The sequence below is a fragment of the Pseudozobellia thermophila genome (genome assembly GCF_900141855.1).
In the GTDB taxonomy this organism is placed as follows: domain Bacteria; phylum Bacteroidota; class Bacteroidia; order Flavobacteriales; family Flavobacteriaceae; genus Pseudozobellia; species Pseudozobellia thermophila.
The window spans coordinates 48,443-74,096 of sequence record NZ_FQYU01000002.1 but is presented as its reverse complement, the minus strand read 5'-3'; the positions used below and the strand labels follow the sequence as shown (position 1 = coordinate 74,096).

The following is a 25,654-nucleotide window of genomic DNA, read 5'->3' as shown; positions in this document are numbered from 1 at the left end:
ATAAAAATAGAGATTGATATGAAAGCAATGTTATTGAACAGTTACGGAGAAAATGCAACGTTTACGGCAACTGAAATTGAAAAACCAGCAGTAAAAGCAAATCACGTATTGGTAAAAATAGCGGCATCTAGCGTAAATACGATAGACACTATGATTAAGAATATGGGCTCCGATTTGCCCTTGTCTCCTGCTACACCAGCCTTATTGGGAATGGATTTCTCAGGAACTGTGGAGTCGGTTGGCGATGGGGTCGAAGGTTTTAAGGTAGGCGATGAAGTCTACGGTTGTGCCGGCGGATTAGCCGATTTACCAGGAACCTTAACGGAATATATTGTAGCGGACAGTAAGCTTGTAGCGCACAAACCAAAAGGCTTAACTATGCGCGAAACTGCAGCCTTGCCATTGGTGGCCATTACAGCATACGAAGGATTGACAAGGGCAGGCGTACAAGAAGGACAAAAAGTATTGGTACACGGTGGTTCCGGTGGTGTTGGTCACTTAGCGGTACAATTGGCAAAGTATTTTGGAGCAGAAGTTTTTGCTACAGGTACAGGTGATAATCAAAAAGCTATTGTTGAAAAATTTGGGGCCACGTTCATCGATTTTAAAACTGAAAAAGTAGCCGATTATACTGCAAAATATACCGATGGTGGTTTTGATGTGGTTTTTGATACCGTGGGTGGTGCAAACCTGAACAATTCCATTGAGGCGGTTGCCTTAAACGGACACATTTCCACTACGGTTTCCTTATGTGAATTAGACTTAACGCCATTGCACTTTAAAGGTGCCTCATTGCATGTTGTATTTATGTTGATACCCATGTTGCACAATTTTAAAAGGGACGTACACGGTAATATTTTAGAGCGTTTAGCTGAAATTTCCAACGAAGGATATTTAACTCCAATAGTAGATGAAAACAAGTTTTCGTTAGAACAGGTGGGTGATGCTTATGCCCACTTACAAAGTGGAAAGGCTATTGGCAAAATAGTAGTTGAAAATTAAAGGTGATAAGGATATGTAATGTATCCTTATGGTTGATTGGTTGTGTTAAATGCCTCTTCTTAGAGGCATTTTTCTTTGAGGGATATCAAAACCTTATTTTTTACCAAAACAACCCTTTTTACTACCAAAGGCAAGCAGCTCTTCGTGCTTAATTTTGTTATAGATAAAAACAATAGCAGTAGCTATTCTTAAAAATAGATATTATGAAAACAATGGAACATACAAATGCACTTGCAGAAGCTCGTGCTCTAGAAGTACCATCAAGAGAGCTATCATTAAGACGCGATCCATCGGTTTCAAAATTTTGGAATGACAATCGTAAATTGTTAGAAACTGCTTGGGTACAATGGGAACAAGAAAACAAAGGCAATTTACTATTGCCAGATGAATCTTTGCTAGCCCCAAAATTGAGAAAAGTCATTAACGATGCTTGGGAAAACCCGGAAAAAGAAACTGCTGTAGCCGATTTATGGGAAGAAATTATTCCTGGAGTTTATGAAACGCAATTTTTCGATTTAGAGCGTTTGGCAGATTTTAGAAAGTATTTAGAGGATGCTGTAAATTCAGGAATTCCAAAACGTGCACCTTACGGTATTCAATTAAATCGTTACGGGATGATGTTAGATCCTCGTTCCGAAGGTCATTTTGCGGCACCAAGTTTCCAAGCATTTTATAACGCTATTATGGACCGTTATATGCGTCCGATTTCTCGACTTTTATTAGGGACTTACGGCTATGACAATCAAACTTTCGGATTTTCAATACAGTACAATCCGGATAAGGACAAGGATTTACACGCACATACCGATGCTTCATCAGCAACCTTAAATATCAATACCAATTTACCTGATGAAAAATTTACAGGTTCGGTAGTAGATTTTTATGACAAAGCTTCTGGTAAAACGGTACAAACAAAGTTTCAACCTGGTAAAGCTATTATCCATAGAGGTAATGTACCACACGCCACACATCCAATAGAAAGTGGGCAACGCAGTAATTTAGTAGTTTGGTTATACGGAGACCGTATGCAAATACCACGTGGCAGTACCAGTAGTTACGGAAACATCGGTAGCAATACCATTAAAGATGTCGCTCTGGAAAATGTAACGGCTCGTCAACGGTGGAGTTTACCTGATGGTCCTAAAGATACCGTTGCACCGTTTTAAAAAAACATAAGAAACTGGCAACATTGGTGTTGCCAGTTTTCATCAACATTAAAAAACAAAAATGAAACATATATTGATAACAGGAAGTACGGACGGCATAGGCAAATTATTGGCCTTGCGTTTAGCAAAAGAAGGTCATTTTATAGCCATTCACGGTAGAAGTGAAACCAAATTGGCGGCTACAATAAAAGAAATCAAAGAGCAGTCCAACAATGAAAACATACAGGGCTTTTTAGCGGATTTTTCGGACTTAAATGCAGTGAAAAAAATGGCTAAAGAAGTTGCCGAAAAGATGCCGATAATTGATGTGTTGGTCAACAATGCAGGTGTTTTGATGGCAAACGGCAAAAGCACTAGTACCGATATACGATTTTTGGTAAATTACTTTGCTCCTTATGTATTAACCAAGGGATTGTTATCCAATATAAAGGCATCGGCCGCACCGCGAATTGTAAATTTAAGCTCCGCTGCACAGACAAGCATCAATATACAGGCGTTAGGGGGAAAAACAGGTTTGGGTGCCAACGAAGCTTACGCGCAAAGCAAACTGGCACTGACCATGTGGAGTTTTTACTTGGCGGAACAAGAACCTTCGATTACCGTAGTGGCGGTAAATCCGGGTTCTTTATTAAATACCAAAATGGCCAACGAAGCCTACGGGCAGCATTGGTCCCCAGCGGAAAAGGGAGTCGACATTTTATACGATTTAAGTATGACCGACCTGGCCCAAACTGGTAAATATTTTGACAACGATAAAGGCTTTTATTCAGATGCACATCCCCATGCTTATAATCCGCTTAAAATTAAAGGATTGATAGATGTTACAGATACATTGCTGTCTATTTAAATTTACAAAAAACCTTTACCCCCTTGAAAATGTGAAATTTCATTTTATCCCATAAGTAACCCGTTTAAAATCCTACTTTTGATTCTTTTACGGCGTTATTTTCACAAAAACCGTTAGTGATCGAGATACAGAATATTAAATTCAACAACGAAACAAGGCCCGACCTGGGCTTTGAATTGATTCGGCTGGAAGACCTTTTGGCGCGTGAGATCGAGCAAGATATCACCCAACTGCACAAGGTGGCCTTCTATCAAATCTTGATCATTACGGAAGGGGAGGACAAGCACACCATAGACTTTACCGATTACGAATACGGTCCACAAACCATATTTACCATTAGGAAAGATCAAATACACCGTTTTTTTAAAAACCCACGGACCAAAGGATTCATATTGATATTTACCGAAGATTTCTTGGCCAGCCTGTTGAGCCATAAAGAAGTGGCCCGCTCCCACGAACTGTTCAACGAATTCTTGACCTCACCAAAAATAAGCGTCGACCATGAAGATTTTAAGCCCATTGCGTCCCTAATGGCGGATATTGAACTGGAATACACCAAAAATTACGACGAATTCTCAAGTGGTATCATTCGAAATGCACTGCACATATTGATCTACAGATTGTTCCGTATAAAGGTAAGGCAAGGTGCGACCGTGGTTCAGCATAAGTATGTGAGCGATTTTATCCAATTTCAACACCTGATAGAGGAACGTTGTTTTGAGACCAAAAAAACCTTGGACTACGCCAATTTAATGGGCTGTACGCCAAAGACGCTTAATAATGTATGCAAGGCCATTGTCAATAAATCATCCAAAATGGTCATAGACGAGATCTTGGTCACCCAAATAAAGCGCTTGCTGATCAATACCACAATGTCTATTACCGAAATAGCCTATACGGCTGGTTTTGAAGAACCTAGCAACATGTACAAGTATTTTAAAAAGCATACCGGGGTTACCCCGGAAATGTTCCGTCAACAACACTTATAGCAACTTTCCCTTTTTTACAGTACATCTGCATTTTTTTATAGTCCTGTCCCTCACCGTCCGATATACTTTTGTCCTATAGATTTTAATTCACTTTTTAAAACATAAGGAATATGAAAATTGCTGTAACCGGAGCCACCGGAAAATTAGGCAGACTTGTTATTGAAAAACTAAAGGAAAGAACCGACGACAGTACTATTATCGCATTGGCGAGAACACCGGAAAAAGGGAGGGACCTGGGAGTTGAAGTACGTGCATTTGACTATGCCAATGTCGCACAAATGACCGAATCTTTGGAGGGAGTGGACAAGCTTCTTATCATATCCGGCAGTGAATTGGGCCAGCGCATTGAGCAACATACCAATATCATCAATGCCGCCAAAAAGACAGGGGTAGGTTCGATCGCCTACACCAGTCTCCTAAAAATCGAGACCTCTACATTATCCTTGGTACCCGAGCATAAGGCCACCGAAAAAGCATTGGCCGAATCCGGAATTCCGTACACCCTGTTAAGAAACGGGTGGTACACCGAAAACTATACCGACTCATTAAAAGCGACCGTTGAACTTGGTACCTTATATGGTGCATCCGGTAACGGGAAAATCTCATCCGCTACGCGGGAAGACTTGGCGGAAGCAGCCGCTATCGTATTGACCTCGGAAGGTCAGGAAGGCAAAATATACGAACTGGCAGGAGACGAGGCCTTTACCATGGACGACTACGCCAAGGAAATATCCAAACAAACCGGAAAGCCTATCCCTTATGTAAACCTTTCGGAGGAAGAGTACGCACAGGCGCTTCAAGAAGCGGGACTCCCAGCCCCAATTGCGGCGTTCTTGGCCGGATCCCATACCGCCACCGAAAAAGGGGACTTGTTCAATGATAGCCGTCAATTATCGGAATTGTTGGGTAGGCCCACAACCCCTTTGTCTAAAGCAATCGCCGACTCCTTGGCATAGAGGCCCTAAAAAACAAGTAGAACACAAGGTGCAGGTCCGCCAGGGTCTGCACTTTTTTTGTTCCAGGGTGGAAAACAAACTATGGGGGTATTGAAACTTTCCGTTTTTTACAGTTTTTGGGCGCTTTTTAATAGGCCCTAGGCTATTACCTCCATCTATTTTTGCCCCACATATAATTAAACAAAAAACAATGAAAAAGACATTTTTATTTACAGTTTTAATTTTAGGTCTATGCCTAACCGCGTGTAGCGACGATGACGATGTGTCGACCACTGAAATTTCAAACGAGGAAAAGGTGATTGCCTTGCTCAAATCAATTGAAACGGGAGACCAAGAACCCGCCGCTTACATCAATCCCGATAAATACATACAGCACAACTTGGGCGTAGCGGACGGATTGGCCGGTTTTGGTGAAATTTTGCAGGCCTTGCCCCCAAATTCAGCAAAGGTAAATACGATCAGGGCCTTTGAGGATGGGGATTATATATTTACACAAACAGACTACAACTTTTTTGGTCCGAAAATAGGCTTCGATATCTTTAGGTTCGAAGACGGCCTGATCGTAGAACACTGGGACAACCTACAGGTAACCCCTGAACAACCGAACCCAAGTGGCCATACCATGATCGACGGTGCCACGGAAATTACCGATTTAGACAAAACCGAAGAAAACAAGGCCTTGGTAAGGAACTTTATAAGCGATATTTTGGTAAACGGCAATATGGATCAAATTGGGAATTACTTTGACGGGGACCACTATATTCAGCACAATCCGAACATTGCGGACGGTCTGTCGGGCTTGGGAAGCGCCTTGGCCGCCATGGCCGAACAAGGGGTTACTATGGAGTTTTCGGTAATACACAAAGTATTGGGACAAGGTAACTTTGTCTTAAGCATCAGTGAAGGTTATTTTGGAGGGGAACACACCTCTTATTACGACCTCTTTCGGGTAGAGAACGGAAAAATAGCCGAACACTGGGATGTTATAGAAACGATTGCTCCCGAAGCGGAAAGGCTAAATACCAATGGTAAATTTAATTTTCCGGATTAAGGGCGAGGAGCGAACAATGAGTTCAATGCGGATGGAAAAAATGAAGGGAAGACCATTGTGTACGTTAATGAACAAGATGATTCGGAAGTAAAAAGGCAGCCGTTTGGCTGCCTTTTGTTTTAATGCACAAAGTATCTAATACCAATAAAGTGAACGACTCTCAATAAACCTATTGATAGATAGCTTCGTCTACCTATGGCCAAGTCTGCCCCATGTATCAAAACCTGAATAGTTTTTTTAGCTAACTTGTGCCTTTAATTCCTTAACGGTATTTTATTGAATCAGAATTGTAACACAATTTTTTCATCTGGCACCGTAAAGAAAAACAGTAGTTTAAATGGATAACATCCTGACCTTTTCCATTACGGTGTTCACTGGCTTTTTCGCCATAATGAACCCACTTTCGAACATGCCCATTTTCTTGTCGTTGGTGGGAGGGGCAGATCGGAAGACCCAGCGTAACATCAGTAAAAAAGCGACTTTTACGGCCTTTGTTATCGTTACCCTCTTTCTGGTACTGGGCAAGTTTATATTCCTTCTTTTTGGAATTACCATACCCGCCTTTAAAATTGCCGGTGGGATCTTGGTTTTCTTTGTGGGCTTCGATATGCTTCAGTCCAAAAAATCGAATGTAAAACATTTAAAGGAAACCCATATTGATGAGGATATCGCCATTTCACCCCTCGCCATTCCCATTTTGGCTGGACCCGGTACCATTGTTACCGGCATGAACTTTGTTTCAAATGCAGGTTATCTGAAAATTGGCATCGTCATATGCATATTCGGACTCCTGTGCTGGATGACCTATTTCACTTTTATGCTCAGCGAAATGTTCATTAAAAAAATCGGTCACAACGTCATATCCGTTATCGGAAAAATCATGGGATTAATCATTGCGATCATAGGCACCGATATGGTCATACAGGGAATTAAAATTTCATTTGCCCTTACAAACTAAATAGACTTTTTTTCTTTCCTAAAATGAGACAGCTAGATACCGAAAAAAACAAGAAAAACGCCATGGCCTTTTACCGAATGGCCTATGAAGGAAATCCCAAAACCGCCATTGAAACCTATTGCGAGGGACAGTATATTCAGCACAATCCGCATGTAGCCGACGGTCCGCAAGGCTTTATCGACTATTTTGAAAGAATGCACAGGGAGTACCCTGAAAAATCGATTGAATTTGTACGGACCATTGCGGAGGGCGACCTAGTGGCCCTGCACACGCATCAAATCTGGCCCGATGACGACCAATATGTTACCATGGATTTTTTTCGATTCGATGAAAACGGGAAAATCTGTGAACATTGGGACGCCATCCAACAAATACCCAAAACATCGGCAAATACCAATACCATGTATTGATGATTATTTGTATTACGGCGACAAAAGACTGTAAAAGCCATAATCACTTTCCTAGTTTTAAGTCCAAGGCCCAGGTATTGTCCTTTACATAATTAAGAAGTACTACAAAAAAGGCCACATGGATTAGTTGTGACGGTAAAATGGCCCAGTTCTCTATCAACGTGGTCCCAAAGATCAACATAAGCATGATCAACGCTCCCAAAAGAATCGCCTGCCTGGTAAAAAGGCCTATCAGCAATAGAAGCCCTACGCACAGTTCAAGTACGGGAAGTGCATAACTAAAGGGGGTAACAATGATTTCGGGCAACATGGAGCCCTCAAAACTTTTGACCATCCACTTACTAAAACCCGACAATTTGGGCAAGCGCACCAATCCGTGCCCGAACATGCTTAAGCCAATGGCCAAACGAAGTATTAAATAACCGGTCTTATCCATTTATCTTTTATTGCAAATATAAAGATAAAGGGCACTAGAAGGGGGGAGGTCTATAATAAATTCCTCGAGGAAGCGAGGAACGAATACCTTATAGAATATAAATGAGAGGGTAGTTTGGATCGTGGGTCGTGGTCATCCGAAAATTGGAGGTATTTGCAAGACCCTTGCCATATAGGTATGGTTTTACTGACCGAAAACCTTAATTTTAGTCCCGTGCATTGGGACTTAAGGTTGGTGGTCGTCGAAGAAGAGGCTTGCCCCAGGGCTTGCCACATAGGCTCAATCCCTACCTTTTCCCTTGTACCAAAGTTTTGACAACCCTTTTAATAATTTAAGTTATCTATTCAGGCTATGAACAAGGCAAAGGAAATTTTCTACCTCAAACTGTATTCCATCACGTTAACCGCTATTCTGTTGGCATTGGTGCTCACTTCCTTCACCCAAAAAAACACAACCGGTAAATTTGACGAAATCACGGTGGAACGAATAAACGTGGTTGAGCCCAACGGTGATTTAAAAATGGTAATCAGCAACCAAAACCGGCAACATGCGGGAATGTTCGATGGGAAAGTTCTCTTCGAAGGTCGAAAAAGACCGGCCGGAATTGTATTTTTTAACGAGGAACAGGACGAGGTGGGAGGTTTGATGTACCAAGGAAACAAGGAAGGCGGTTCTTCGTGGATTTTGTCGGTTGACCAGTACAAGACCGACCAAGTTATGCAAATGCGGTATTTGAGAAACACCGACGGAGAATCGAGGTACGGTATACAGTTCTGGGACAAGGACGAGGACTATACCATGCCCGTTATCGCCCAAAAAATCGATTCGTTGACCAAGGAGGGCAAGGGCATGGGCGAGGCAATCGAAATCATCAAAAACGCAAAGGAAGGAAATCCCATAACGGCCGAACGGATGTTTATCGGAAAAACATCGGATAAACAAGCGGGACTCTTTATTCAAGACCAAAAGGGAACCGACCGCTTGCGAATTTATGTCGATAGTACGGACCAACCCCGTATCGAAGTGCTCGACAACAAGGGCGAGGTAGTCAAAAACCTTGTCGCCCACTAGGGGATTTGTAACCGATACCTCTTGGTTTCAAGCTACTCTTACAGGTCGGCCGTACCTCGGGTTACGTGTTCCTGCCAAAGGTTCTTAGCATAAGGGCTTCACACTTTTTTTGAGGACAATCCGATGGAAAGTCAATCCGGATTGCGAGGTTTGGTCCGCTCCTTCTTCAGGTTGCATCCCTTGAAAGGGTAGGCTTTTAGAGCAAGGATATATTCATTTCCTTGAATTTTTGCAAAACGCCGTCTGCGGGATCAAGTTCGGTTACCAAGACATCAATATCTTCAATATTGCAGATCTTGTACCGTTGAAAGGAAGCAATCTTTTCCGAAATAACCGGGGCGACCACCTTTTTCGACGCTTTGATCATGGCTTTTTTCATTTCAACGATTTCCCAATCGAACTCGGTCAGCCCGTGTTCCAGGTCGATGGAGTTCGTTCCCATAAAACACAGGTCCGCCTTCATGTCCGACAGCATGTTTATCGCAGTTCCCCCGACGGCAATCTGCGAATCTTTCGACAGTTTTCCACCGATCAATATCACTTCAACATTGTGTTTTTTGACCAATTGGTTGGCAATGGCCAGGGAAGGGGTAAAACAGGTGATGGTCAGGGAATGGGGCAGTTCCTTTGCCAATTCCAGATTGGTCGTTCCTCCGCTGAACAAGACCACTTGTCCGTTTTTAAGAAGCCGGATGGCCTTTTTGGCTATTAAGGACTTTTTTTCAATGGAGTACACTTCCTTTTCGGGAACATCGTAATGGTAAAAACCCAATGAAATGGCACCCCCGTGTACCTTCTTAAGTTTTTTTTCATCGTGTAACTCCTTTATATCCCTTCTTACGGTATCGACAGATACATCGACCAGTTCGGCGATATCGGTCAAAAGTACACGGTTGTGTATTCGCACCTCGTTCAATATGAGTTGTTTTCTTTCCTCTTTTAACATATATGAACTATTAAAAAATTGTAAATGCAAGTTTTAATTGCATATAACGACATCAATATACCTTTTTATTTGATTATTACTTAATAATTCGTGTTAAACTGCAAAATATTGCAATAAATTGCATCATATTGCATATTTTTGATAGAAATATCTCGCGGTTGCATCCTTCCTTTCAATCTTTGAAGGGCAATGGTATACCCTCGGGATAAAGTAACTCTTCTTTTAAATCAAATGTTCAATTTTAAAACCGGCCAATGAAAAAAGGATTGAATCCAATACGCCATTGAAAACACCACGGGAACTGCACAGTACCGAGGTACCCGTGAGGTTTTGGGAATTATGCAGTACGGCTCGCAAAACGTTGCCGACTACTATTCGGAAACCTGGAGTGCGGAATTGACCACGGGACGTTATTTACTATGGCAAAACGCCTACGTATACGCCCTTCCGAATACCGCCGATTTAATCGTGCTGGGCGAAAAGTACAACGCCCCCAACTATGTGGCCGTGGGAAAGATCCTCAGGGCCTACATCTTGGGCATGACCACCGACCAATATGGTGATATTGTCATCGAGGATACCTACGACGGGGAATCGGCCATGAACATTACCCCTGGGTTCGTCACCCAAAAAGAGGCCTATCAGACCATTTTGACCATGTTGGACGAAGCCATCGCCCAACTCCAAGAACCCAGTGAGATCGACCTGAACCTCGAAGATGGCGATGTGCTGTACCAGGGCAACCAAGACAACTGGATCAAGTTCGCCTACGCGATAAAGGCCAGGTACCTGAACCATTTGAACAAGAAAAGTTCGGGTGATATGGCCTATGACCCCGATGCGATCATAGAGGCCTGTGACATGGCCATCAACTCCAACGCCCTTAACGCCCAAAAGAATTACGGCGGGGGCGAAATGGAAAACGACAACCAGCCCTTTAGCGAAAATGGATACGGCTCCACACGCTTCGACTATTTTTCCCACTTTTTTGTTGAATTGTTGAAGAACCCACTCCAATTGGATACTCCCTACGAAGACCCAAGACTGCCCTTGATCGTCCCCGAGGCGGTCAACGGGGGCTATCGCGGTGTGGTAACGGGCAGTGGAGTCGATACCACCACCGATGAAAACGCCGGGGACAACTTCTCGGTAGGAAATGGTGGATTTTATACGAGTCCCACCTCACCGACCTATATGATGACGTATAGCGAGGTCAAGTTTATTTCTGCCGAGGCCCGGTTCAGAAAGGGAGACCTCGCAGGCGCCTATGCAGACTTTAAGGAAGGGGTAAGGGCCGATTTGGAAAAGGTGGGGGTAAGTGCCGATGAAGGCAATGATTACCTGGCAAAACTTGATGAGGAAATTGGAACATCGGGCATCAACCTATCCCATATCTTTGTTCAAAAATATATTGCCAACATGCTCAATCCCGAAACCTGGGTAGACATGCGAAGGGCCGATTACAGTTCGGACATCTATCCCGGTTTGGAACGTCCCGAAAACGTAAACCTGGATATCTTCCCCAATGAGGACGATTGGATCCAAGCCATGATGTACGAATACAATGAAGAAGATCGCAATTACGAAAACATGCCCGACAACAACCCTTATATAAGGTTGACAACTCCCCTGTGGTGGAATACCGAGGAATAAAGGGAAGTACATACATTGAACAAAAGGGGCTGGTCTAGCCCCTTTTTTTATGCCTTCTGACCAGCCCATCCGGGGCAGTCGCCCCATAACCATGCACGGCCCTATTCTTCGCTGTACTATAGCCCAATACTACGCAGGTGGGTAATTTTTCCCCAGCAAGGGTAGTGGGTCCTTATTTTTGACTACAATCTATTTAATTGATAATCAGTGTATTGCACTGTATTGTTATATTTCAAACGAATAGGCATGCACTTTGTTACATCTAAAAGCGGACAAGGCCTTGTTAGCCTTTTTCCCATCGACCTTCAAAGGAAAGGTTGGCCGACCGGAAGGATCGGCCAGGCCGAAAAAGAAAGCATGTACCGTAAAGGGATAGGGAAGGGGAAATGGGCGAACCAAGGAAATACAAAAGACAATAAAGTTGGGTTGGATGTTAGACCTGTCCGATAGGGATGTTTTGATGTTCAAAGTTTAGATGTACCAACGGGCAGGTCTATTATAGGATTTTAAAAAATTGTAAGGATGAAAAAACTGTACGGAAGCATTTGTTCTACTTGCAAATATGTTGCAGGATGTACGTTGACCCGTGCCAAGGACCGTGTCTGTTCGTGTAGCGAATATGTACACCGGTTACAGCAGGACAATGGTCCCATGTTTACCCTGACCCTTCAAAGTATGGGAGAGAAAGGGTTCCGGAACTTACATGAAGAACTCGTTTTAAACTAAACATAATGATTGCAAAAACACAAAAAAAGAAGAACAACCTAAAACAGGGGATGTTGAACAACGTCATGCGCCAGTTCGACAATGCGGCCGACATCATCGACCTGAACCCCAATATTCGCAAGATTTTGGAGGTGACCAACAACGAGTTGGTCGTCCACTTTCCGGTTCGCATGGACAATGGGGAGGTAGAGGTGTTTACCGGCTACCGGGTTCAGCACAACAATTCCCTAGGGCCTTATAAGGGGGGACTCCGTTACCACCCTACCGTCGATATCGATGCCGCACGCGCCTTGGCCATGTGGATGACCTGGAAGACCTCGTTGGCCCGGTTGCCCTATGGTGGCGCCAAGGGAGGCATCCAATTGGACCCTAAAAAGTATTCGCAGGCGGAGCTCGAACGGATAACCCGACGCTTTACCTATGCCTTGGGCGACAACATCGGTCCCGAACTCGATATTCCCGCCCCGGATGTCAACACCAATGCCCAGACCATGGCGTGGATATTGGATACCTATATGTCGACCAAGTCGCCTACCGAACGTTCGACCAATATGCATGTGGTAACCGGTAAGCCTATCGGGGCCGGAGGCTCTGAGGGCCGGGACCGCGCTACGGGCTACGGGGTATTTTTGACCATCAAGTTTTGGGCAGAGCAAAAGAAGGTCGATTTGAAGGACAAAAAGTTTATCGTTCAGGGTTTCGGAAACGTAGGGTATTGGGCCTCCCATTTTTTGGAGAAGGAAGGAGCCATTCTTACGGCCGTCCAAGATGCCTCAGGTAGTATCTATAACGAAAACGGCATTTCGGCCGAACAGCTTTGGGCGTATTCCGAGGCCAACAACAGGAACATAAATGGCTTTTCAGGCGCCAATTCCTTGGAAAACGGGGATTTCTTCGGTTTGGATTGCGACATTATCGTCCCTGCCGCGCTGGGCAACCAGATAACCGCCAAAAATGCCAAAAAGATAAAGGCCTATCTGATTGCCGAGGGGGCCAACGGTCCCACCGATGTCGAGGCCGAAGAAATCCTGCTTAAAAAGGGCGTCGATATCATACCCGACATCCTGTGCAATTCCGGAGGGGTAATAGGCAGTTATTTCGAGTGGTTACAGAACCGGAATGGGGAGATATGGCAACTCGACGAGGTAATGGCCAAATTGGAAAAGAAACTGAAGGAGTCCTTTACCAGCGTTGTGGATACCGCCAAGAATAGAAATGTGGATATGCGTACGGCAGCCTTTATCATAGCGATCGAAAGGCTGGAACAGGCCTATGTACAACGGGGCATATTCCCATGATGGAAATTTGAAATTAAAAAATGGGACGAGGCTGCAATTGGGTAGCCCCCCGCAATAGCGGTCTCGTCCTTGTTTTAAAAAAATACAGATGAAATACGAAAAATTGATAATAGAAAAAAGAGAGTTTGTATTACTCAAGCGCTTTATGAACTTGTCCAAGTACTACAAAGACGATACGCTGGGCGAATCGATAAAGAAACTGTCGGGCGAACTGGAATTGGCGTCGGTTTGCGATGAGGCCGATATGCCAAAGGATGTCATCCGTTTTAACAGTACCGTAACCATCGCAGCGCAAAACGGTTGGAAAAAAAAGTTCCAGTTGGTGATGCCCAACCATGGCGATGTGAAAAATGACAAGATTTCGATTTTGACGCCCATGGGCGCCGCCGTAATCGGTTATGCGGAAGGCGATTCCATCACGTGGAAGTTCCCTGCGGGCGAACAGACGATGACCATCGAAAAAGTAGAACAGGAAGGTGCCCCGATCAATTTAAACATGGTGTTATGAATGCGACAAAACCCTTTTATAGCCATGAGTCCGACAGTAAGATAATGCTGAAAAAGGATAAATTGGAGGTACGTGGCTGGACCGACGACCTCGAGCATGTGAACGAAGAGGTCGAATACCTGTTGCAGCTATACGACCTTGTGCCCTATGGCCTTGACCTGTACCAACAGCTTCAAATGATACGCCGTGAAAACCAGTTGAAATTGGGGGCCTTGTACCGTTACGAGGCTACCATCCGAAATGCCGCCGAATGCGACACCACGGCCTGCGATGCCTACTACCTACACAATCATGAAAAGAACAGGAATCTCTACCTCGACCATATCAAGGGGTACCGCATCCTGAAAACAAAGGTGTTCAAGAAAATTCTATTGCGCACCAAACGAGGAACCCAATAACAAACGACATGAAAAAAAACATTCTATTGCCCACCGATTTTTCGAAGAACTCATGGAACGCCATCCAGTATGCCATTAAACTCTATGGCAAAGAGCAATGTGATTTTTATATACTGAACACGTATACCATTGACACCCATGTTATCGACACCCATACCCTTTTAGATCCCGACCACTCCTTCGACAGATTGGCGGAGAAAAGGTCTAAAACGGGATTGGGCGATATCATGGTACGCCTGACCTTCGAGAACGACAATCCCCTCCATCATTTTTACGTCCTTTCCCGTTCAACCCCTTTTGTCGCCACCATCAAAAAACTTACCGATGAGATAAAAATCGATTTGATCGTCATGGGGGCCAAGGGCATGACCGACAGGTCTGAGGGGCGATACGGCAAAAATACCCTTTCCGTTATCGAGAGCATCCGCGATTGTCCGGTCTTGGTGGTACCGAAGGCCGCAACCTTCCAACATCCGGAAGAAATTGTTTTGGCGACCAACTTCGACAGCGACTTTAAGGTAGAACAGATAAAGCACCTCGCCGAAATCGCCCGAATAAGCGGGGCGAGCATTCAGGTTCTCAGCTTTGAAGACCACAGCCTATTGAGCCCCAAGCAGATCAAGAACAAGATGTTGCTGCGCAAATACCTTAAGCATGTCGATTATCGCTTTAACGTACTTCACAATGTAAAGATGGCGACAGCGCTCAGCTGCTTTGTCAAAATAAGGCAGAGCGGAATGATCAGCTATATCGACAAAAAGCCCTCGTTCTGGCAATTGATGGGCCTAGGCAAGCGAACCTTGGGCCAACTGGGGTTCTATAAGGACGTGCCCGTACTGGCCCTGCACGCCTAACCGAACAATTGCTTTATGTTTGCCTAATGTTGGCCAAGGCGTTTCGACACAGGCAAGCAGGGGCCGCAAAACCAATGTGGGGGAGTGCGGGCGTTTAACCGAAATGCCTTTTCCTATATAGGCCTGATGCTTCCCAGAGCCCACCCCTTTAACCTCCTTCCGTACCTGCCCATAGGAGGAAGGGGATTTTGATGGTTGCCAAGGCTTGCTACAATACCCTTATCGTCTCCTTCCAAAGCGTTTAAGCCTAAAAGGCCCGGTTGGCGAATTTACTTTACGAATCGATTCTCCCTGTTCACAGAAAACAAGGGGCCGATCGCTGACCCTTAAAAACGGCTTCCCTTTTTATCCACAATTTTGCCCCATAACCTTACATCATTCAATCAATGTTTGGAATGAAAAAAGTATACCTCTTTATGGTATTGGCCATGTATTTGGTCTTTACCCCTTCCTGTTCGGACGGGAATATTTTAACCAGTACGACTACTGACGGGGAAAATAATGAAACCGTACTTGGCGACGACGGCAAAGTCTATGGGGAGGACTATTCGGACAACTCCTGCTTGAGCCCCGGTGCTAATTTTCAGGCCGCAATCAACGAATTGAAAGGCCATATGGCGGAAAGGGCCACGGCGGTAGACAAGTATTTGAATTAGCGTGTTTTTATTTTGTGGTCGAGAAGACCGGTATGGGTCCAAAAAAGGCCCATCGCTATAGGTCGATGGGCCTTTGAAAGCCTAAGGGCATTACACAAACAAAATGTTTTCGCTATGTACAATTAAGAAAATGGTCTCGCAAGAAACCATTTTCCTTTTTAGGATTTGGCATTTTACTTATTAAAGGAAGGAAGCTCGACCACGTAAGACTCTACCGATTTTCCATCGTCTTCACCGCTCCAGTCCGAACCAAAAAGCACTCGTGTTCCGGTCGGACTGATGACGGCATGGGGCTCTCCCCAGTAATCGAATTCGTCCTCGTCTGCCCTGTGGTGGCCGATACGGTATACTTCCACGTTTCCGGGCTCAACTCGTGCGATCACCAACTCTTGGTCCAAAAGCTTTTGTCCGTCTTGCTCATAGCCCATCATCGAAGCGGCGATCCATCCCGGGTTTTTATGGGCAACGGCAGAGATATGGGTGCCGCTCTTGGGGTAGTCGTATCCCAGTTCTTGGGAAATAACGGGCAAACAATCCCCCGTATTCAGGTCATAGGCGATAATGTTGCCTAGGCATCCCCCATTGGGGCCCTCGCCAAAGGTTACGGAAAAATCGGCATCGGTTCCGTTGGCCATCTTGCCCAAACAGGAATGTTCCATTTTTTGCTTGTTAAGCCTGGCAACCAATTTTCCGTCCGTGCCGTACGACGATACGTTGTGGTAAAACAAATTGCCACTGGGGGCGGGCATGGTGGCCACGTAGTTGACATCGTCAACGTCAAGGGCGGTGAGCTTTTGTGTTGAAAATTTATAGGAAAAGGTTTTGTCGTTATCACATCGGAAACCAATGGCATCGGAATCCCAAGACATCATTTGAACGTCGTTGCCCATGCTGATGCTTCCCGTACAACCGGAAATTTCCCTTAAGTTCACCATAACCTCCTTGTTGCGGGACGATACGGAATACTTGATAAAGTCGTCGGTCGACCGATCGAGGTAGTAAAGTATATCGGGGTCGTTAAAATCCCAGAACAACTGCTCTATGTCGTCGGGAGCCACGTCGTCAAGGTTTCGGATAAAGGTATAGTCCATGCCGTCCAACAGTTGGTGAACGCCGTTGGTCTGATCGTACAAGATCATTCGGCTCTCATCGGCGTTCCACGCCTGAATGGTACTGTACATCGGTTTTATGACCCCGCCATCACCGGCATCGGTAATTCTTCTGATCACCGTACCGAAAGAGGGGTCTACTATGGTCTCCAAGTATCCGGGCCTAGGCACATCCTGCATAGGGTGCGGCTCGAGGTCGTTGGCGGTAAGCTCGGTTGCTATGTCGACGGTCGTGGACCCATCTTCCTCATTTGTATCTTCTTCGGTGGTGTCTTCCCCTTCATTGTTTTCCTCCCCTCCGGTATCTGTCGTTTCTTCCCCGTTATCTTCCTTGATTATCGGGAAATTGTCGCTGGTACAGGACGTAAGTGTCCAGCCAAAACAGAAAATTGCTAAATAAATTTTTAAATTTTTCATATTGTACTAATTATTTTGGGGTTTTTAAGAATGTACGGAGTACTCCAAGGGAGTGGATGTTGCCCCGGGGAGTTATCCGAACCCGTACCGCCATAAAAACCTACCCGCATGTAGCTTTTTTTGCACGCTTTTTTGAAGGCCCGATAGGGTAGCGCACGAGGGGGGCACAATAATTTCCGGATGGGTTCGCCCTGTTTATTGTTGTTGCTCCGAGGATTCTGACAAGGTTCAAAAAACACAACATTCCATCCTTGCTTACGTTAGTTAACTAGTCGTCTCGTTTGACCTCTTTTTTTTTAAAATTTTTTTAATCTTTTTTTCAAAACCATTAAAAAAGATGAAAAGTGCATGTTTTTTTTTGGTGCTTATAGCAAGTACATTCCTTTACCCAATAGCGGCCCAAAGTCCCGAGGCCCTTCCCTTGTTCGATATATCACAGCTCACCTATGAGGGAGGTTTTCGTATAAGGGCGAGTCAGAACGGTGTCTCCGATGTCAATTATTCACAAGGGCCCATTGCCTACAATTACGAGAACCATTCCCTGTTCATCGTGGGCCACACCCATCAGCAGGCCATAGCCGAATATGCCATTCCCGATATTGTAAAAAGCGAGCAATTATCGGAGCTTAACATGGTAGAAAGTCCCATACAGGTCTTCAGTCAGGTATTGGACAGGGCGGCGGACGGAAACCCTGAAAAATTGGACAGGGTAGGGGGGCTCTATTACGTCAACCACGGTGGACAGCCCAAACTGATCGTCAATGCCTTCGAGTATTACGACGCCCCGGCCGACAATACCTTGAGTACCCTGATTATAAATAATGCCAGTGACATTGAAAACTCCCAGGTCAGTGGCTATTTTCGGTTTGACGGCGGTGCCGCACATACCTCGGGCTGGATATCGCCCATCCCCGAAGCTTGGCAAGAAACCCTTGGGGGCTCGCATATTACGGGCCACTCGAGTGGAATCCCCATTATATCTCGATGCAGTGTCGGCCCTTCGGCCTTTGCCTTTGGGATGAACGAGGCCCTGAACGCCACCGACGCCATCGAGACTACGGCCTTATTGGACTTTAACCTCTCCCATCCCTTGCACGAGGACTTGGGCAACGAATCGGGGACCAATGATATCTGGACGCACCTGTCGAGGGCTACCTACGGTTTTATCGTTCCCGGTACGCGGACCTATCTGACCATCGGAAGCAGTGGCGGTCATGAAAGCGGCGTTTGTTATAAATGTGTCCAAGACAACGGCAACCTATGCGGGGGCTATTGCACCCCGGAAGCCGATGACAATTACCAATATTATTGGCTTTGGGACGTGAACGACCTGGTAGCGGTCAAAAACGGAAGTTTGGAGCCCCATGAGGTAAGGCCCTACGACCACGGTTTCTTTAATACCCCCTTTCAGGCCAACGGCTCCAAAAAAATCGGGGGAGGAAGTTTCGATTCCGCTACCGGAAATTTGTATTTATCGATACAGAGTGGAGATACCGAACAAGGGGTTTATGCACGACCACCGGTTATTGCGGTGTACAATGTAAATGGGGAAGTGCTTACCGACAATACACCCATCGGCACTTTGGAACTTACCATGTACCCGAACCCGACCTCGGGTATGCTCTATATTGAGGGACTGCCGGATAGATCGCATATTCAAATAAACGATATGGCCGGAAAACTGGTGAGGACCCTTACTACCGACAAGACCGTATACGAACTCGATATGGGCCAACTTTCCTCAGGAGTCTACGTGGTATCGGTTCACGACATGAGCAGTCGAAAGGTGGTCACCGAACAGATCATCAAGGTCGATTAAGCCTTTTGGGCCCACCGAAGACATGCAAAAACAAAAGCAGAAGGCCGATAAGACCTTCTGCTTCTTTTTTGGGACACCTACCATAGCATAGGGGGGCTACTTATTCGCTTTTCAATTTCCTTCTAAAGCTGTATAGGGTTTCAGAGATGGTAAACCAACAGAAATAGAATATACCCCCGGAGAAAATAATATCGCCGATCATTCGTAACCATTTCAAGGTCTGTACGGTCGGTGAGTACAACAATTCCGAATCGCGGGCGAAGGAATAGCCCTCGGTTATCGATGTGTAGGCCTGAATGATCCCTACGGGAAGCAGGCTAAAAAGCACCATGGCCACCAATCCAATATTGAGGAGCCAGAAGGCGCGGGTCAGTTTTTTGCTTTCCCAGGCCCGGTCGGAATAAAACCGCAGGCAGATCAAGATGAAGCCCATGCCCAACATACCGTATACGCCGAACAAGGCGGTATGGGCGTGTACGGCCGTCGTATTCAGCCCTTGGATATAGTACAGGGCAATCGGCGGGTTGATAAGGAAGCCGAAAACACCGGCCCCGATAAAGTTCCAAAAGGCCACGGCGATAAAGAAGAATATGGGCCATTTGTATTTTTGCATCCAAGACCTGCTTTTTAGAATGTTCCAGTTTTCCCGTATTTCAAATCCCATTAGGGTTAGGGGAACCACCTCGAGCGCACTAAAGGTCGCGCCCAGGGCAATGGCCTGAATAGGCGTACCCGAATAATAGAGGTGATGTAGGGTACCGATAATACCTCCCGCCAAGAAAATGGAAGCCGAGGCTACGGACACCCGACCCGCCGTTTTGGCCGAGATGATCTTCATTTTAGAAAAGATAAAGGCGATAACCACCGTAGCAAAGACCTCAAAGAATCCTTCTACCCAAAGGTGGACCAACCACCATCTCCAGTAGTTGATCACCGGTAGGCTGCTGTTCTCCCCATACATAAGTCCGGAAAAAAAGAACATACCTATGGCCATTACCGAAAGCAAGAGTATGATCAACAAATGTTTTGAGGCGTCGTTCTTACGGATGGCATATACAATATGCCTACTTACCATAATGACCCAAAGCACCAGTCCTATCCCCAAGAATATTTGCCAAAAGCGCCCAAGGTCCATGTATTCGTAGCCTTGGTGGCCAAAAAAGAAGTTGGTGGTCAGGTTCAGGAATTGGTGTACCCCGAGCCATTCGCCCAGCATAGACCCCAAAACAATGACAAGTAAGGCGATGAAGAGAAAATTGATACCGAATACCTGGTATTTCATTTCCTTGCCCGAGATCATCGGGGCCAAAAACAGTCCTGTCGCCAACCAGGTAGCCGCAATCCAGAACACCGCCAATTGGGTATGCCAGGTACGGGTAATCGAATAGGGCAGGTAATTGGCCAGGTCAAAACCGAAGAAGGCCTGTCCCTCTACCGTATAATGCACGGTTAAGATTCCCAGAAGCACCTGTAGGCCGATCAAGAGCGATACCACGATAAAGTACTTGAGTACCGCCTTTTGCGACGGAAACATCTTCATTCCCGTCAAGGGGTCACTGTCGGGCTTGGTGATGATCTCCCCTTTTTCATGGTTTCTTAAATAGTAGTAGGTAAGAATACCGATGAACAGGAGCAATAGTACAATGGACAGCCCCGACCAGACCAGGGAGCCCTTGGTAATAAGGTTGTCGATCAAGGGTTCGTGCGGCCAGTTGGAGGTATAGGTGTAATCCTTACCCGGCCGGTTGGTACTTGCCGCCCAGGAGGTCCAGAACAAAAAGGCGTTCAATTGCTCCAATTTTACCGGATCGGTCAAGGCCCCTTTCGGGATGGCATACTCTTCCTTTCCTTCGGAGAAGATAGAGGTATAATGCTCCACATTGGCCTTAATGGCCGCCCACCGCTCCTTCGATATGGTCAGGGTATTGTTGGTCTTATCAAAGGTGTTGGTCTTGATATCTTTGATCAAACGGGCCTTAATGGCCGCCTTGTTCTCGACATCCAAGCTGTTATAGGCTTGGTTAAAATCGGTTTCGGACCAGTATTCCAGCAAAAATACCGCCTCTTTGTGTATCCAATCGGCCGTCCAATCGGGGGCGACATAACTACCGTGTCCCCAAATGGATCCAACTTCCATCCCGCCGATGGACTCCCAAACATTTTGTCCGACTTGAATGTCCTCCTTTGTATATACGATCTCTCCCGTACCTTTTACCCGTACCAACTCCGGTATGGGAGGTTGTTTTTGATAGACTTCCGTTCCTACCCATATAAGCACTATAAACGAGAGTATTACCACACTGGCAAATGCAATCCAAACTTTTTTCATCGTGTAAATTTTATTGGGAAACTTTATTAACGCGTTCTATTGTATCAAGTACCGAAATGGACAGGCGTACGATACAATTCGAAATACAATCCAGGTCATGGGGTACATTGGCTTCCAGTGCGACCATATCGCCCCGTTTAAGAAGTTGTTTCCCGCCTTCGATGCCGAAGTCGACTTCCCCTTCAAACAGTTCTATGACTATGGGGTAGGGGGCCTTATGCTCCTTCATAAATTGTCCCTTCTTCATGACGATCCTGAGTTCCTTGGTACTGGGAGTTTTAAGTAAGACCGTCACCGTAGGGCTTTGGTTGTCTTGATAGCTTATGTTTTCGATTAAGGATGCTTTATTCATAGTTCTATTTATTGATAGGTGATAAGCTTAGCGTCCTAAGCCTTTCGATGTTTATATTCCTAAGCTGTTAGGTTCACAATTGGCGATTTGCATTGATGTTCCGATGCTTATACAAGAAAGCTTACTTCCTTTTTAGATTAAAAAGTATAAAAAGGTCTTTTTATCCGATTTAAGATTCTTATGCGTCATAAATATATTTTAGAACAGTACGCTTCATAAGATGTACCTCATCACAGCTATACAAAGTGCGAAGATCACATCGAACTAATAGGGAAGCAATATCCTTCTAATTATCGGGGCGAAATTAAACCTAAAATTAATAACGGACAAATTTATCCGATTTAAGTTTGCTATTTTTTGAAAAGTTAATTGCCAACCCGTAAACATGCATTAGGGAATACGTATTAGGGGAGGTGCGGCGGATAAAATGAACCGATTGATTTCCAATTTGAAAATAAAAACATCAAAACTTCGTAACTAGTTACGTAAAATAACATACATTTGCGTAACCAGTTACTTAATTTAGGCTTAATGGAAGATTTTCTAATACATATGGAGTACGAGGGACTGACCAGTAGGCTCAAACGCCTAAGCGATGCCTTGCTGTACAGCACCAAGGACCTGTACAAGAGCAAGGGTCTCGACATAGAGCCCAATTGGAACCTGATATTCCGCCTATTGCAGGAACACCAGGCCATGACCATAACGGAAATGGCCGACACCTTGCAATTTTCGCACCCTGCGGTGGTAAAGATTGTCAAAAAAATGAAGCGGAACGGATATATCGCTACCCAAGAAGACGATAGCGATAAGCGCAAGCAAGTACTCTCCCTGACCCCAAAGGCACATAAGCACATTGCCGTATTCAAGCCCTACTGGGAGGCGGGAACCGAGGTTACCCGCGATATTTTGGCCGATAGTCCCCATTTCATGGAAGAACTGGCACGGATCGAAGAGAAATTAAACGAGGCAAATTATAAGGAACGTACCTTAAAAAAATTGTGAACATGAACCTTTATGCTGAAATTTTGGGCTATATGGCCATATTGGCGGGCTTTTATGCCGTAACCAAAAAGGATATGGGCGGCTTTAGGCTATGGCATATGATCTCCAGTTTCTTCTATGTGATCTACGGCGTGTTTTTGGAGTCGGGCCCCTTGATTATTTCAGGAGCTATCTTCTGTGTCATACATACTTACCATCTGCGCAAGCTACGGCAGCAACAGAAAGGACCAAAGCTCGACAACCACACCAACTGCCCTTCCTGTTGATTTTCTTTCCATAGGTAAAAATGGGCAAGCATGCCGGCTGCCGGGAAGAATAGGCCTGCTTCATCTATGAATTTGACAAATTCGTAGGATCATCGCCCGTATTCGTCTATTCCTTTTATGCCGAAGGGGGGATAGGCCTACCTTTGCGCGCTCAAAAAGTCATTAACTATGAAGAAAACAATTTCATCTCTAGCGCTTGTATTGGCCCTAACGGCCTGTAACGGCGTCAAGAACGTAAACACGTCAAATGTTTCCGATGCCGCCACCTTGTTGGCATCCTTAAGTTCGAACTCTACGGTTCAGCAAGTGGCCAGCCTTTTCAGTTTATTGGATACCAATAACGACGAGGCCATCAGTTCAACGGAGGCCATCGGTTCCGTGGCCGAAAATTTTGATGTATTGGATACCGACAGCGATTCCAGTCTTAACCTTAGCGAATTACAGGGGATTCTTTCCCTATTGTAATATATAAACCGAGTGTTATACAGTTGGGGGCATTCGTATGGATGCGCCTTTTTTTTCGTCCCTACGGCAAGCGCCTTGATCGGGGCCAAAAAAAAAATCCGCCAAGTGTTTGCAAGCGGATTTTTTTATAGTTGGGGACTGCTGCGGGCTATTCCTCCTCGTCCGATAGCACATCGGCCATCTCCAGTTCTTCGTCCATATCGTTATCGGCCGGTACCGAAGCTTTCAGGGCATTGAACCTTTCCAAGCGGTCCAGTTCGTCCTCCTCGCCCGAAAAATAAGGAAATACGTCCATAATGGGCGATTCCGAAATGGCCGGTATGGTATAGTCGCCCATGGTGTCCTTCATAACGCTGACCGTGTTGTCGTAGGCTTCCTTGACATCGTTGGCCTGTACCAATAGGTACATATTGGTCTTGCGTTCCTTTCCGCTTTCCTCGTCAAAGGCGATCAGGGAAACCTTGGATTTGAACCATCGGTCGGAATTCTCAAAGGGATGGATCTCGGCGTAATTGGCTACCTTGATGTTGGTGATCTTGATTTCTTCGGTATCGCTCAGATAAGCGGACATCTCTTCGGTAATCCTGCTTTCGGCCTCGGTATACGAAATGGCATCGACCAGAAAAGGTTCGGTCTTTACCCTGAGCATGCCCGATGTTTCATCGATTTTTTTGTATTTAATTTTGCACTCGTACCAGGTTGCACTCATAATAATTTGTTTTTGGGGTGCCAAATATAGGGTATCGCCGAGGCCCAAAATGAAAAAAACGCGAATAGATATCCACAATTTCACCTTGGGGTTTGTACCGTTCGGGGTGTGAAACGATTAGGGTTCGAATAGTACATCAAAGCTTCAAATACCCAAACCTTCTTCCTTAATGGACAAACGAAAACGGCCCCGGTAAAACAAAACATCTTACCGGGGCCGTACATGGGGCGTTGCACCATTGAAGGGTCGAAAGCCTAATTGTTCTTCTGGGAACGTTGAAACTTGTAGGTAATCCCAAAATTGAGCCCGAACGACGAATAGGGTACCTTTTGCGACAACTCCTTGGAGGTATCGGTATTGGTATTCGACAACTCGTCGACATAGTTGGTTTTGCGTACATAACCCTCGGGAAGGTTATCCAAGGTATACAGTCCGCTTACCGCTACCGTACCGTCCGGAAGTACCACATCGGTATTGAACTCGGCAATTTCCGAATCCTTTCTTTTTAAACTGATGCCGTAGTACTCGGCCTCCACGAAAAGGCTGAAATTGGAATTCAGGTTAAACTTATAACCCATGGCACCTACAAAGCCCAAGGGAAATTTTCCATGATAATCTTCCTTGTAATTCGTCTCGGAATACGAGCCTTCCGGTACGCCAAAGGCTTGGGCCTCGGCTTCCGAAAAGACGGATTTTTGGTACACGACCGCCTCTGTTTTTCCACCCAGCTTGATCAAGGCGCCAAAACGGCCGTACAGGCTATTGGTAAATTTATACACCAAGGAGGCCGAAGCGCCAAAGGCACGGGCCCGGGCGACCGCATCTACCTCCGTGTCGGGCAAGTTGACCACCGATATATCCTGGTCCGTACCCTGCAAGTAGCCCACGCCAAGGTCCACACCGAACGAATCGTCAAAATAATACGTTCCCCTGATCTGTACATTGGCGCCTTCCCCATAGCTCCCATATGCGTTTTCGGTTTCGGACAGGCTTACGCGTTCCCCTAGTTTCATGGTCGCACTACCAATGGCATAACCGGTACTTACGGAAACTTCCATCTGTCCGTACGATACTGCACCGATCAAAACAGCCGTACATGCTGTAATTAAATGTCTCATACTAATAAGTAAAGTTTAAAGTGAAAAAAAACGGACCTGGAAAAGCCTATGGGGGATGCCCCTTGACTTTTACATAGCCCTAATTCAAATTGAGACCGTAAAGATACCCTTAAAAAGAATTTTCCTGCAAAATCCCCTTT

27 protein-coding genes are annotated in these 25,654 nt (G+C 45.4%); 20 read left to right on the top strand and 7 right to left on the bottom strand.

Annotated features, from left to right (window positions below):
* The first annotated feature begins 18 nt into the window (after positions 1-18).
* The 8 genes from BUB37_RS05595 to BUB37_RS05560 all read left to right on the top strand — a co-directional run bounded on the left by BUB37_RS05595 (position 19) and on the right by BUB37_RS05560 (position 7,379).
* Positions 19-1,002 carry a zinc-dependent alcohol dehydrogenase family protein gene (locus tag BUB37_RS05595; protein WP_072990038.1) on the top strand — a complete coding sequence of 328 codons (984 nt, stop codon included), beginning with the start codon at positions 19-21 and terminating at the stop codon, positions 1,000-1,002.
* 203 nt (positions 1,003-1,205) lie between these two features.
* Entirely contained in the window at positions 1,206-2,168 is a 963-nt protein-coding gene (locus BUB37_RS05590) for a 2OG-Fe(II) oxygenase (RefSeq protein ID WP_072990035.1), read from the top strand.
* A 61-nt stretch (positions 2,169-2,229) separates the two neighbouring features.
* A complete protein-coding gene (locus BUB37_RS05585; protein ID WP_072990032.1) occupies positions 2,230-3,015 on the top strand; it encodes an SDR family NAD(P)-dependent oxidoreductase in 786 nt (261 codons plus the stop codon).
* Positions 3,016-3,131: 116 nt separating this feature from the next.
* Positions 3,132-4,004 (top strand): AraC family transcriptional regulator, encoded by an 873-nt coding sequence (locus tag BUB37_RS05580; RefSeq protein ID WP_072990029.1) that lies wholly within the window; start codon positions 3,132-3,134, stop codon positions 4,002-4,004.
* 110 nt (positions 4,005-4,114) lie between these two features.
* A complete protein-coding gene (locus tag BUB37_RS05575; protein WP_072990026.1) occupies positions 4,115-4,960 on the top strand; it encodes an SDR family oxidoreductase in 846 nt (281 codons plus the stop codon).
* Between the two features lie 190 nt (positions 4,961-5,150).
* Positions 5,151-6,011: a nuclear transport factor 2 family protein gene (locus tag BUB37_RS05570; RefSeq protein WP_094766568.1), complete on the top strand. Its 861-nt coding sequence runs from the start codon at positions 5,151-5,153 to the stop codon at positions 6,009-6,011.
* 337 nt (positions 6,012-6,348) lie between these two features.
* A complete protein-coding gene (locus BUB37_RS05565) occupies positions 6,349-6,969 on the top strand; it encodes a MarC family protein (RefSeq protein WP_072990023.1) in 621 nt (206 codons plus the stop codon).
* 23 nt (positions 6,970-6,992) lie between these two features.
* Positions 6,993-7,379, top strand: coding sequence for a nuclear transport factor 2 family protein (locus tag BUB37_RS05560; protein WP_072990019.1), 387 nt, complete (start codon positions 6,993-6,995; stop codon positions 7,377-7,379).
* Positions 7,380-7,422: 43 nt separating this feature from the next.
* Here BUB37_RS05560 and BUB37_RS05555 read toward each other — a convergent pair whose 3' ends face one another.
* Entirely contained in the window at positions 7,423-7,815 is a 393-nt protein-coding gene (locus BUB37_RS05555) for a DoxX family membrane protein (RefSeq protein ID WP_072990016.1), read from the bottom strand.
* A 351-nt stretch (positions 7,816-8,166) separates the two neighbouring features.
* Between BUB37_RS05555 and BUB37_RS05550 the strand changes: the two genes are divergently transcribed.
* Positions 8,167-8,886, top strand: coding sequence for a hypothetical protein (locus BUB37_RS05550; RefSeq protein ID WP_072990013.1), 720 nt, complete (start codon positions 8,167-8,169; stop codon positions 8,884-8,886).
* 196 nt (positions 8,887-9,082) lie between these two features.
* Here BUB37_RS05550 and BUB37_RS05545 read toward each other — a convergent pair whose 3' ends face one another.
* Positions 9,083-9,832, bottom strand: coding sequence for a DeoR/GlpR family DNA-binding transcription regulator (locus BUB37_RS05545; RefSeq protein WP_072990010.1), 750 nt, complete (start codon positions 9,830-9,832; stop codon positions 9,083-9,085).
* A gap of 339 nt (positions 9,833-10,171) precedes the next feature.
* Between BUB37_RS05545 and BUB37_RS05540 the strand changes: the two genes are divergently transcribed.
* The 7 genes from BUB37_RS05540 (at position 10,172) to BUB37_RS05510 (ending at position 15,925) form a co-directional block, all read left to right on the top strand.
* A complete protein-coding gene (locus tag BUB37_RS05540) occupies positions 10,172-11,485 on the top strand; it encodes a SusD/RagB family nutrient-binding outer membrane lipoprotein (protein WP_094766567.1) in 1,314 nt (437 codons plus the stop codon).
* Between the two features lie 522 nt (positions 11,486-12,007).
* Entirely contained in the window at positions 12,008-12,211 is a 204-nt protein-coding gene (locus BUB37_RS21415; protein WP_139278073.1) for a hypothetical protein, read from the top strand.
* 5 nt (positions 12,212-12,216) lie between these two features.
* On the top strand, positions 12,217-13,509 hold the full coding sequence (locus tag BUB37_RS05530) for a Glu/Leu/Phe/Val family dehydrogenase (protein ID WP_072990004.1): 1,293 nt from the start codon (positions 12,217-12,219) through the stop codon (positions 13,507-13,509).
* 88 nt (positions 13,510-13,597) lie between these two features.
* The gene (locus BUB37_RS05525) at positions 13,598-14,017 is read left to right on the top strand and encodes a GreA/GreB family elongation factor (RefSeq protein ID WP_072990000.1); all 420 of its coding nucleotides are present in this window, start codon (positions 13,598-13,600) and stop codon (positions 14,015-14,017) included.
* Positions 14,014-14,415, top strand: a complete 402-nt coding sequence (locus tag BUB37_RS05520) for a hypothetical protein (RefSeq protein WP_072989996.1) — start codon at positions 14,014-14,016, stop codon at positions 14,413-14,415. The genes BUB37_RS05525 and BUB37_RS05520 overlap by 4 nt, the downstream gene beginning before the upstream one ends.
* 8 nt (positions 14,416-14,423) lie before the next feature.
* On the top strand, positions 14,424-15,269 hold the full coding sequence (locus BUB37_RS05515; protein ID WP_072989993.1) for a universal stress protein: 846 nt from the start codon (positions 14,424-14,426) through the stop codon (positions 15,267-15,269).
* 395 nt (positions 15,270-15,664) lie between these two features.
* Positions 15,665-15,925, top strand: a complete 261-nt coding sequence (locus tag BUB37_RS05510; RefSeq protein WP_139278072.1) for a hypothetical protein — start codon at positions 15,665-15,667, stop codon at positions 15,923-15,925.
* A gap of 173 nt (positions 15,926-16,098) precedes the next feature.
* On the opposite strand, the gene BUB37_RS05505 is transcribed toward BUB37_RS05510, so the two are convergent.
* Positions 16,099-17,451 (bottom strand): hypothetical protein, encoded by a 1,353-nt coding sequence (locus tag BUB37_RS05505; protein WP_094766566.1) that lies wholly within the window; start codon positions 17,449-17,451, stop codon positions 16,099-16,101.
* Between the two features lie 337 nt (positions 17,452-17,788).
* Here BUB37_RS05505 and BUB37_RS05500 point away from each other — a divergent pair, with 337 nt between their 5' ends.
* Entirely contained in the window at positions 17,789-19,270 is a 1,482-nt protein-coding gene (locus BUB37_RS05500) for a T9SS type A sorting domain-containing protein (RefSeq protein WP_072989987.1), read from the top strand.
* Positions 19,271-19,370: 100 nt separating this feature from the next.
* Here the strand turns inward: BUB37_RS05500 and BUB37_RS05495 are convergent, their stop codons facing one another.
* The gene (locus BUB37_RS05495; protein WP_072989984.1) at positions 19,371-21,599 is read right to left on the bottom strand and encodes a nitric-oxide reductase large subunit; all 2,229 of its coding nucleotides are present in this window, start codon (positions 21,597-21,599) and stop codon (positions 19,371-19,373) included.
* A gap of 10 nt (positions 21,600-21,609) precedes the next feature.
* Entirely contained in the window at positions 21,610-21,951 is a 342-nt protein-coding gene (locus tag BUB37_RS05490; RefSeq protein WP_072989982.1) for a cupin domain-containing protein, read from the bottom strand.
* A gap of 531 nt (positions 21,952-22,482) precedes the next feature.
* Here BUB37_RS05490 and BUB37_RS05485 point away from each other — a divergent pair.
* The 3 genes from BUB37_RS05485 to BUB37_RS05475 all read left to right on the top strand — a co-directional run bounded on the left by BUB37_RS05485 (position 22,483) and on the right by BUB37_RS05475 (position 23,687).
* Entirely contained in the window at positions 22,483-22,956 is a 474-nt protein-coding gene (locus tag BUB37_RS05485; RefSeq protein ID WP_072989979.1) for a MarR family winged helix-turn-helix transcriptional regulator, read from the top strand.
* Between the two features lie 2 nt (positions 22,957-22,958).
* Positions 22,959-23,222, top strand: coding sequence for a YgjV family protein (locus tag BUB37_RS05480; protein WP_072989976.1), 264 nt, complete (start codon positions 22,959-22,961; stop codon positions 23,220-23,222).
* 168 nt (positions 23,223-23,390) lie between these two features.
* Positions 23,391-23,687, top strand: a complete 297-nt coding sequence (locus tag BUB37_RS05475) for an EF-hand domain-containing protein (protein ID WP_139278071.1) — start codon at positions 23,391-23,393, stop codon at positions 23,685-23,687.
* Positions 23,688-23,835: 148 nt separating this feature from the next.
* Here BUB37_RS05475 and BUB37_RS05470 read toward each other — a convergent pair whose 3' ends face one another.
* Together BUB37_RS05470 and BUB37_RS05465 are read right to left on the bottom strand one after the other, a co-directional pair.
* Positions 23,836-24,396, bottom strand: coding sequence for a DUF4494 domain-containing protein (locus BUB37_RS05470; RefSeq protein WP_072992528.1), 561 nt, complete (start codon positions 24,394-24,396; stop codon positions 23,836-23,838).
* Between the two features lie 254 nt (positions 24,397-24,650).
* Positions 24,651-25,514 (bottom strand): outer membrane beta-barrel protein, encoded by an 864-nt coding sequence (locus BUB37_RS05465; protein WP_072989968.1) that lies wholly within the window; start codon positions 25,512-25,514, stop codon positions 24,651-24,653.
* Positions 25,515-25,654: the final 140 nt, after the last annotated feature.

Coding starts and splice junctions, on each gene's coding strand:
- BUB37_RS05595 (WP_072990038.1), top strand. CDS start 19: ATGAAAGCAATGTTATTGAACAGTTACGGAGAAAATGCAACGTTTACG.
- BUB37_RS05590 (WP_072990035.1), top strand. CDS start 1,206: ATGAAAACAATGGAACATACAAATGCACTTGCAGAAGCTCGTGCTCTA.
- BUB37_RS05585 (WP_072990032.1), top strand. CDS start 2,230: ATGAAACATATATTGATAACAGGAAGTACGGACGGCATAGGCAAATTA.
- BUB37_RS05575 (WP_072990026.1), top strand. CDS start 4,115: ATGAAAATTGCTGTAACCGGAGCCACCGGAAAATTAGGCAGACTTGTT.
- BUB37_RS05570 (WP_094766568.1), top strand. CDS start 5,151: ATGAAAAAGACATTTTTATTTACAGTTTTAATTTTAGGTCTATGCCTA.
- BUB37_RS05565 (WP_072990023.1), top strand. CDS start 6,349: ATGGATAACATCCTGACCTTTTCCATTACGGTGTTCACTGGCTTTTTC.
- BUB37_RS05560 (WP_072990019.1), top strand. CDS start 6,993: ATGAGACAGCTAGATACCGAAAAAAACAAGAAAAACGCCATGGCCTTT.
- BUB37_RS05555 (WP_072990016.1), bottom strand. CDS start 7,815: ATGGATAAGACCGGTTATTTAATACTTCGTTTGGCCATTGGCTTAAGC.
- BUB37_RS05550 (WP_072990013.1), top strand. CDS start 8,167: ATGAACAAGGCAAAGGAAATTTTCTACCTCAAACTGTATTCCATCACG.
- BUB37_RS05545 (WP_072990010.1), bottom strand. CDS start 9,832: ATGTTAAAAGAGGAAAGAAAACAACTCATATTGAACGAGGTGCGAATA.
- BUB37_RS05540 (WP_094766567.1), top strand. CDS start 10,172: ATGCAGTACGGCTCGCAAAACGTTGCCGACTACTATTCGGAAACCTGG.
- BUB37_RS21415 (WP_139278073.1), top strand. CDS start 12,008: ATGAAAAAACTGTACGGAAGCATTTGTTCTACTTGCAAATATGTTGCA.
- BUB37_RS05530 (WP_072990004.1), top strand. CDS start 12,217: ATGATTGCAAAAACACAAAAAAAGAAGAACAACCTAAAACAGGGGATG.
- BUB37_RS05525 (WP_072990000.1), top strand. CDS start 13,598: ATGAAATACGAAAAATTGATAATAGAAAAAAGAGAGTTTGTATTACTC.
- BUB37_RS05520 (WP_072989996.1), top strand. CDS start 14,014: ATGAATGCGACAAAACCCTTTTATAGCCATGAGTCCGACAGTAAGATA.
- BUB37_RS05515 (WP_072989993.1), top strand. CDS start 14,424: ATGAAAAAAAACATTCTATTGCCCACCGATTTTTCGAAGAACTCATGG.
- BUB37_RS05510 (WP_139278072.1), top strand. CDS start 15,665: ATGAAAAAAGTATACCTCTTTATGGTATTGGCCATGTATTTGGTCTTT.
- BUB37_RS05505 (WP_094766566.1), bottom strand. CDS start 17,451: ATGAAAAATTTAAAAATTTATTTAGCAATTTTCTGTTTTGGCTGGACA.
- BUB37_RS05500 (WP_072989987.1), top strand. CDS start 17,789: ATGAAAAGTGCATGTTTTTTTTTGGTGCTTATAGCAAGTACATTCCTT.
- BUB37_RS05495 (WP_072989984.1), bottom strand. CDS start 21,599: ATGAAAAAAGTTTGGATTGCATTTGCCAGTGTGGTAATACTCTCGTTT.
- BUB37_RS05490 (WP_072989982.1), bottom strand. CDS start 21,951: ATGAATAAAGCATCCTTAATCGAAAACATAAGCTATCAAGACAACCAA.
- BUB37_RS05485 (WP_072989979.1), top strand. CDS start 22,483: ATGGAAGATTTTCTAATACATATGGAGTACGAGGGACTGACCAGTAGG.
- BUB37_RS05480 (WP_072989976.1), top strand. CDS start 22,959: ATGAACCTTTATGCTGAAATTTTGGGCTATATGGCCATATTGGCGGGC.
- BUB37_RS05475 (WP_139278071.1), top strand. CDS start 23,391: ATGAAGAAAACAATTTCATCTCTAGCGCTTGTATTGGCCCTAACGGCC.
- BUB37_RS05470 (WP_072992528.1), bottom strand. CDS start 24,396: ATGAGTGCAACCTGGTACGAGTGCAAAATTAAATACAAAAAAATCGAT.
- BUB37_RS05465 (WP_072989968.1), bottom strand. CDS start 25,514: ATGAGACATTTAATTACAGCATGTACGGCTGTTTTGATCGGTGCAGTA.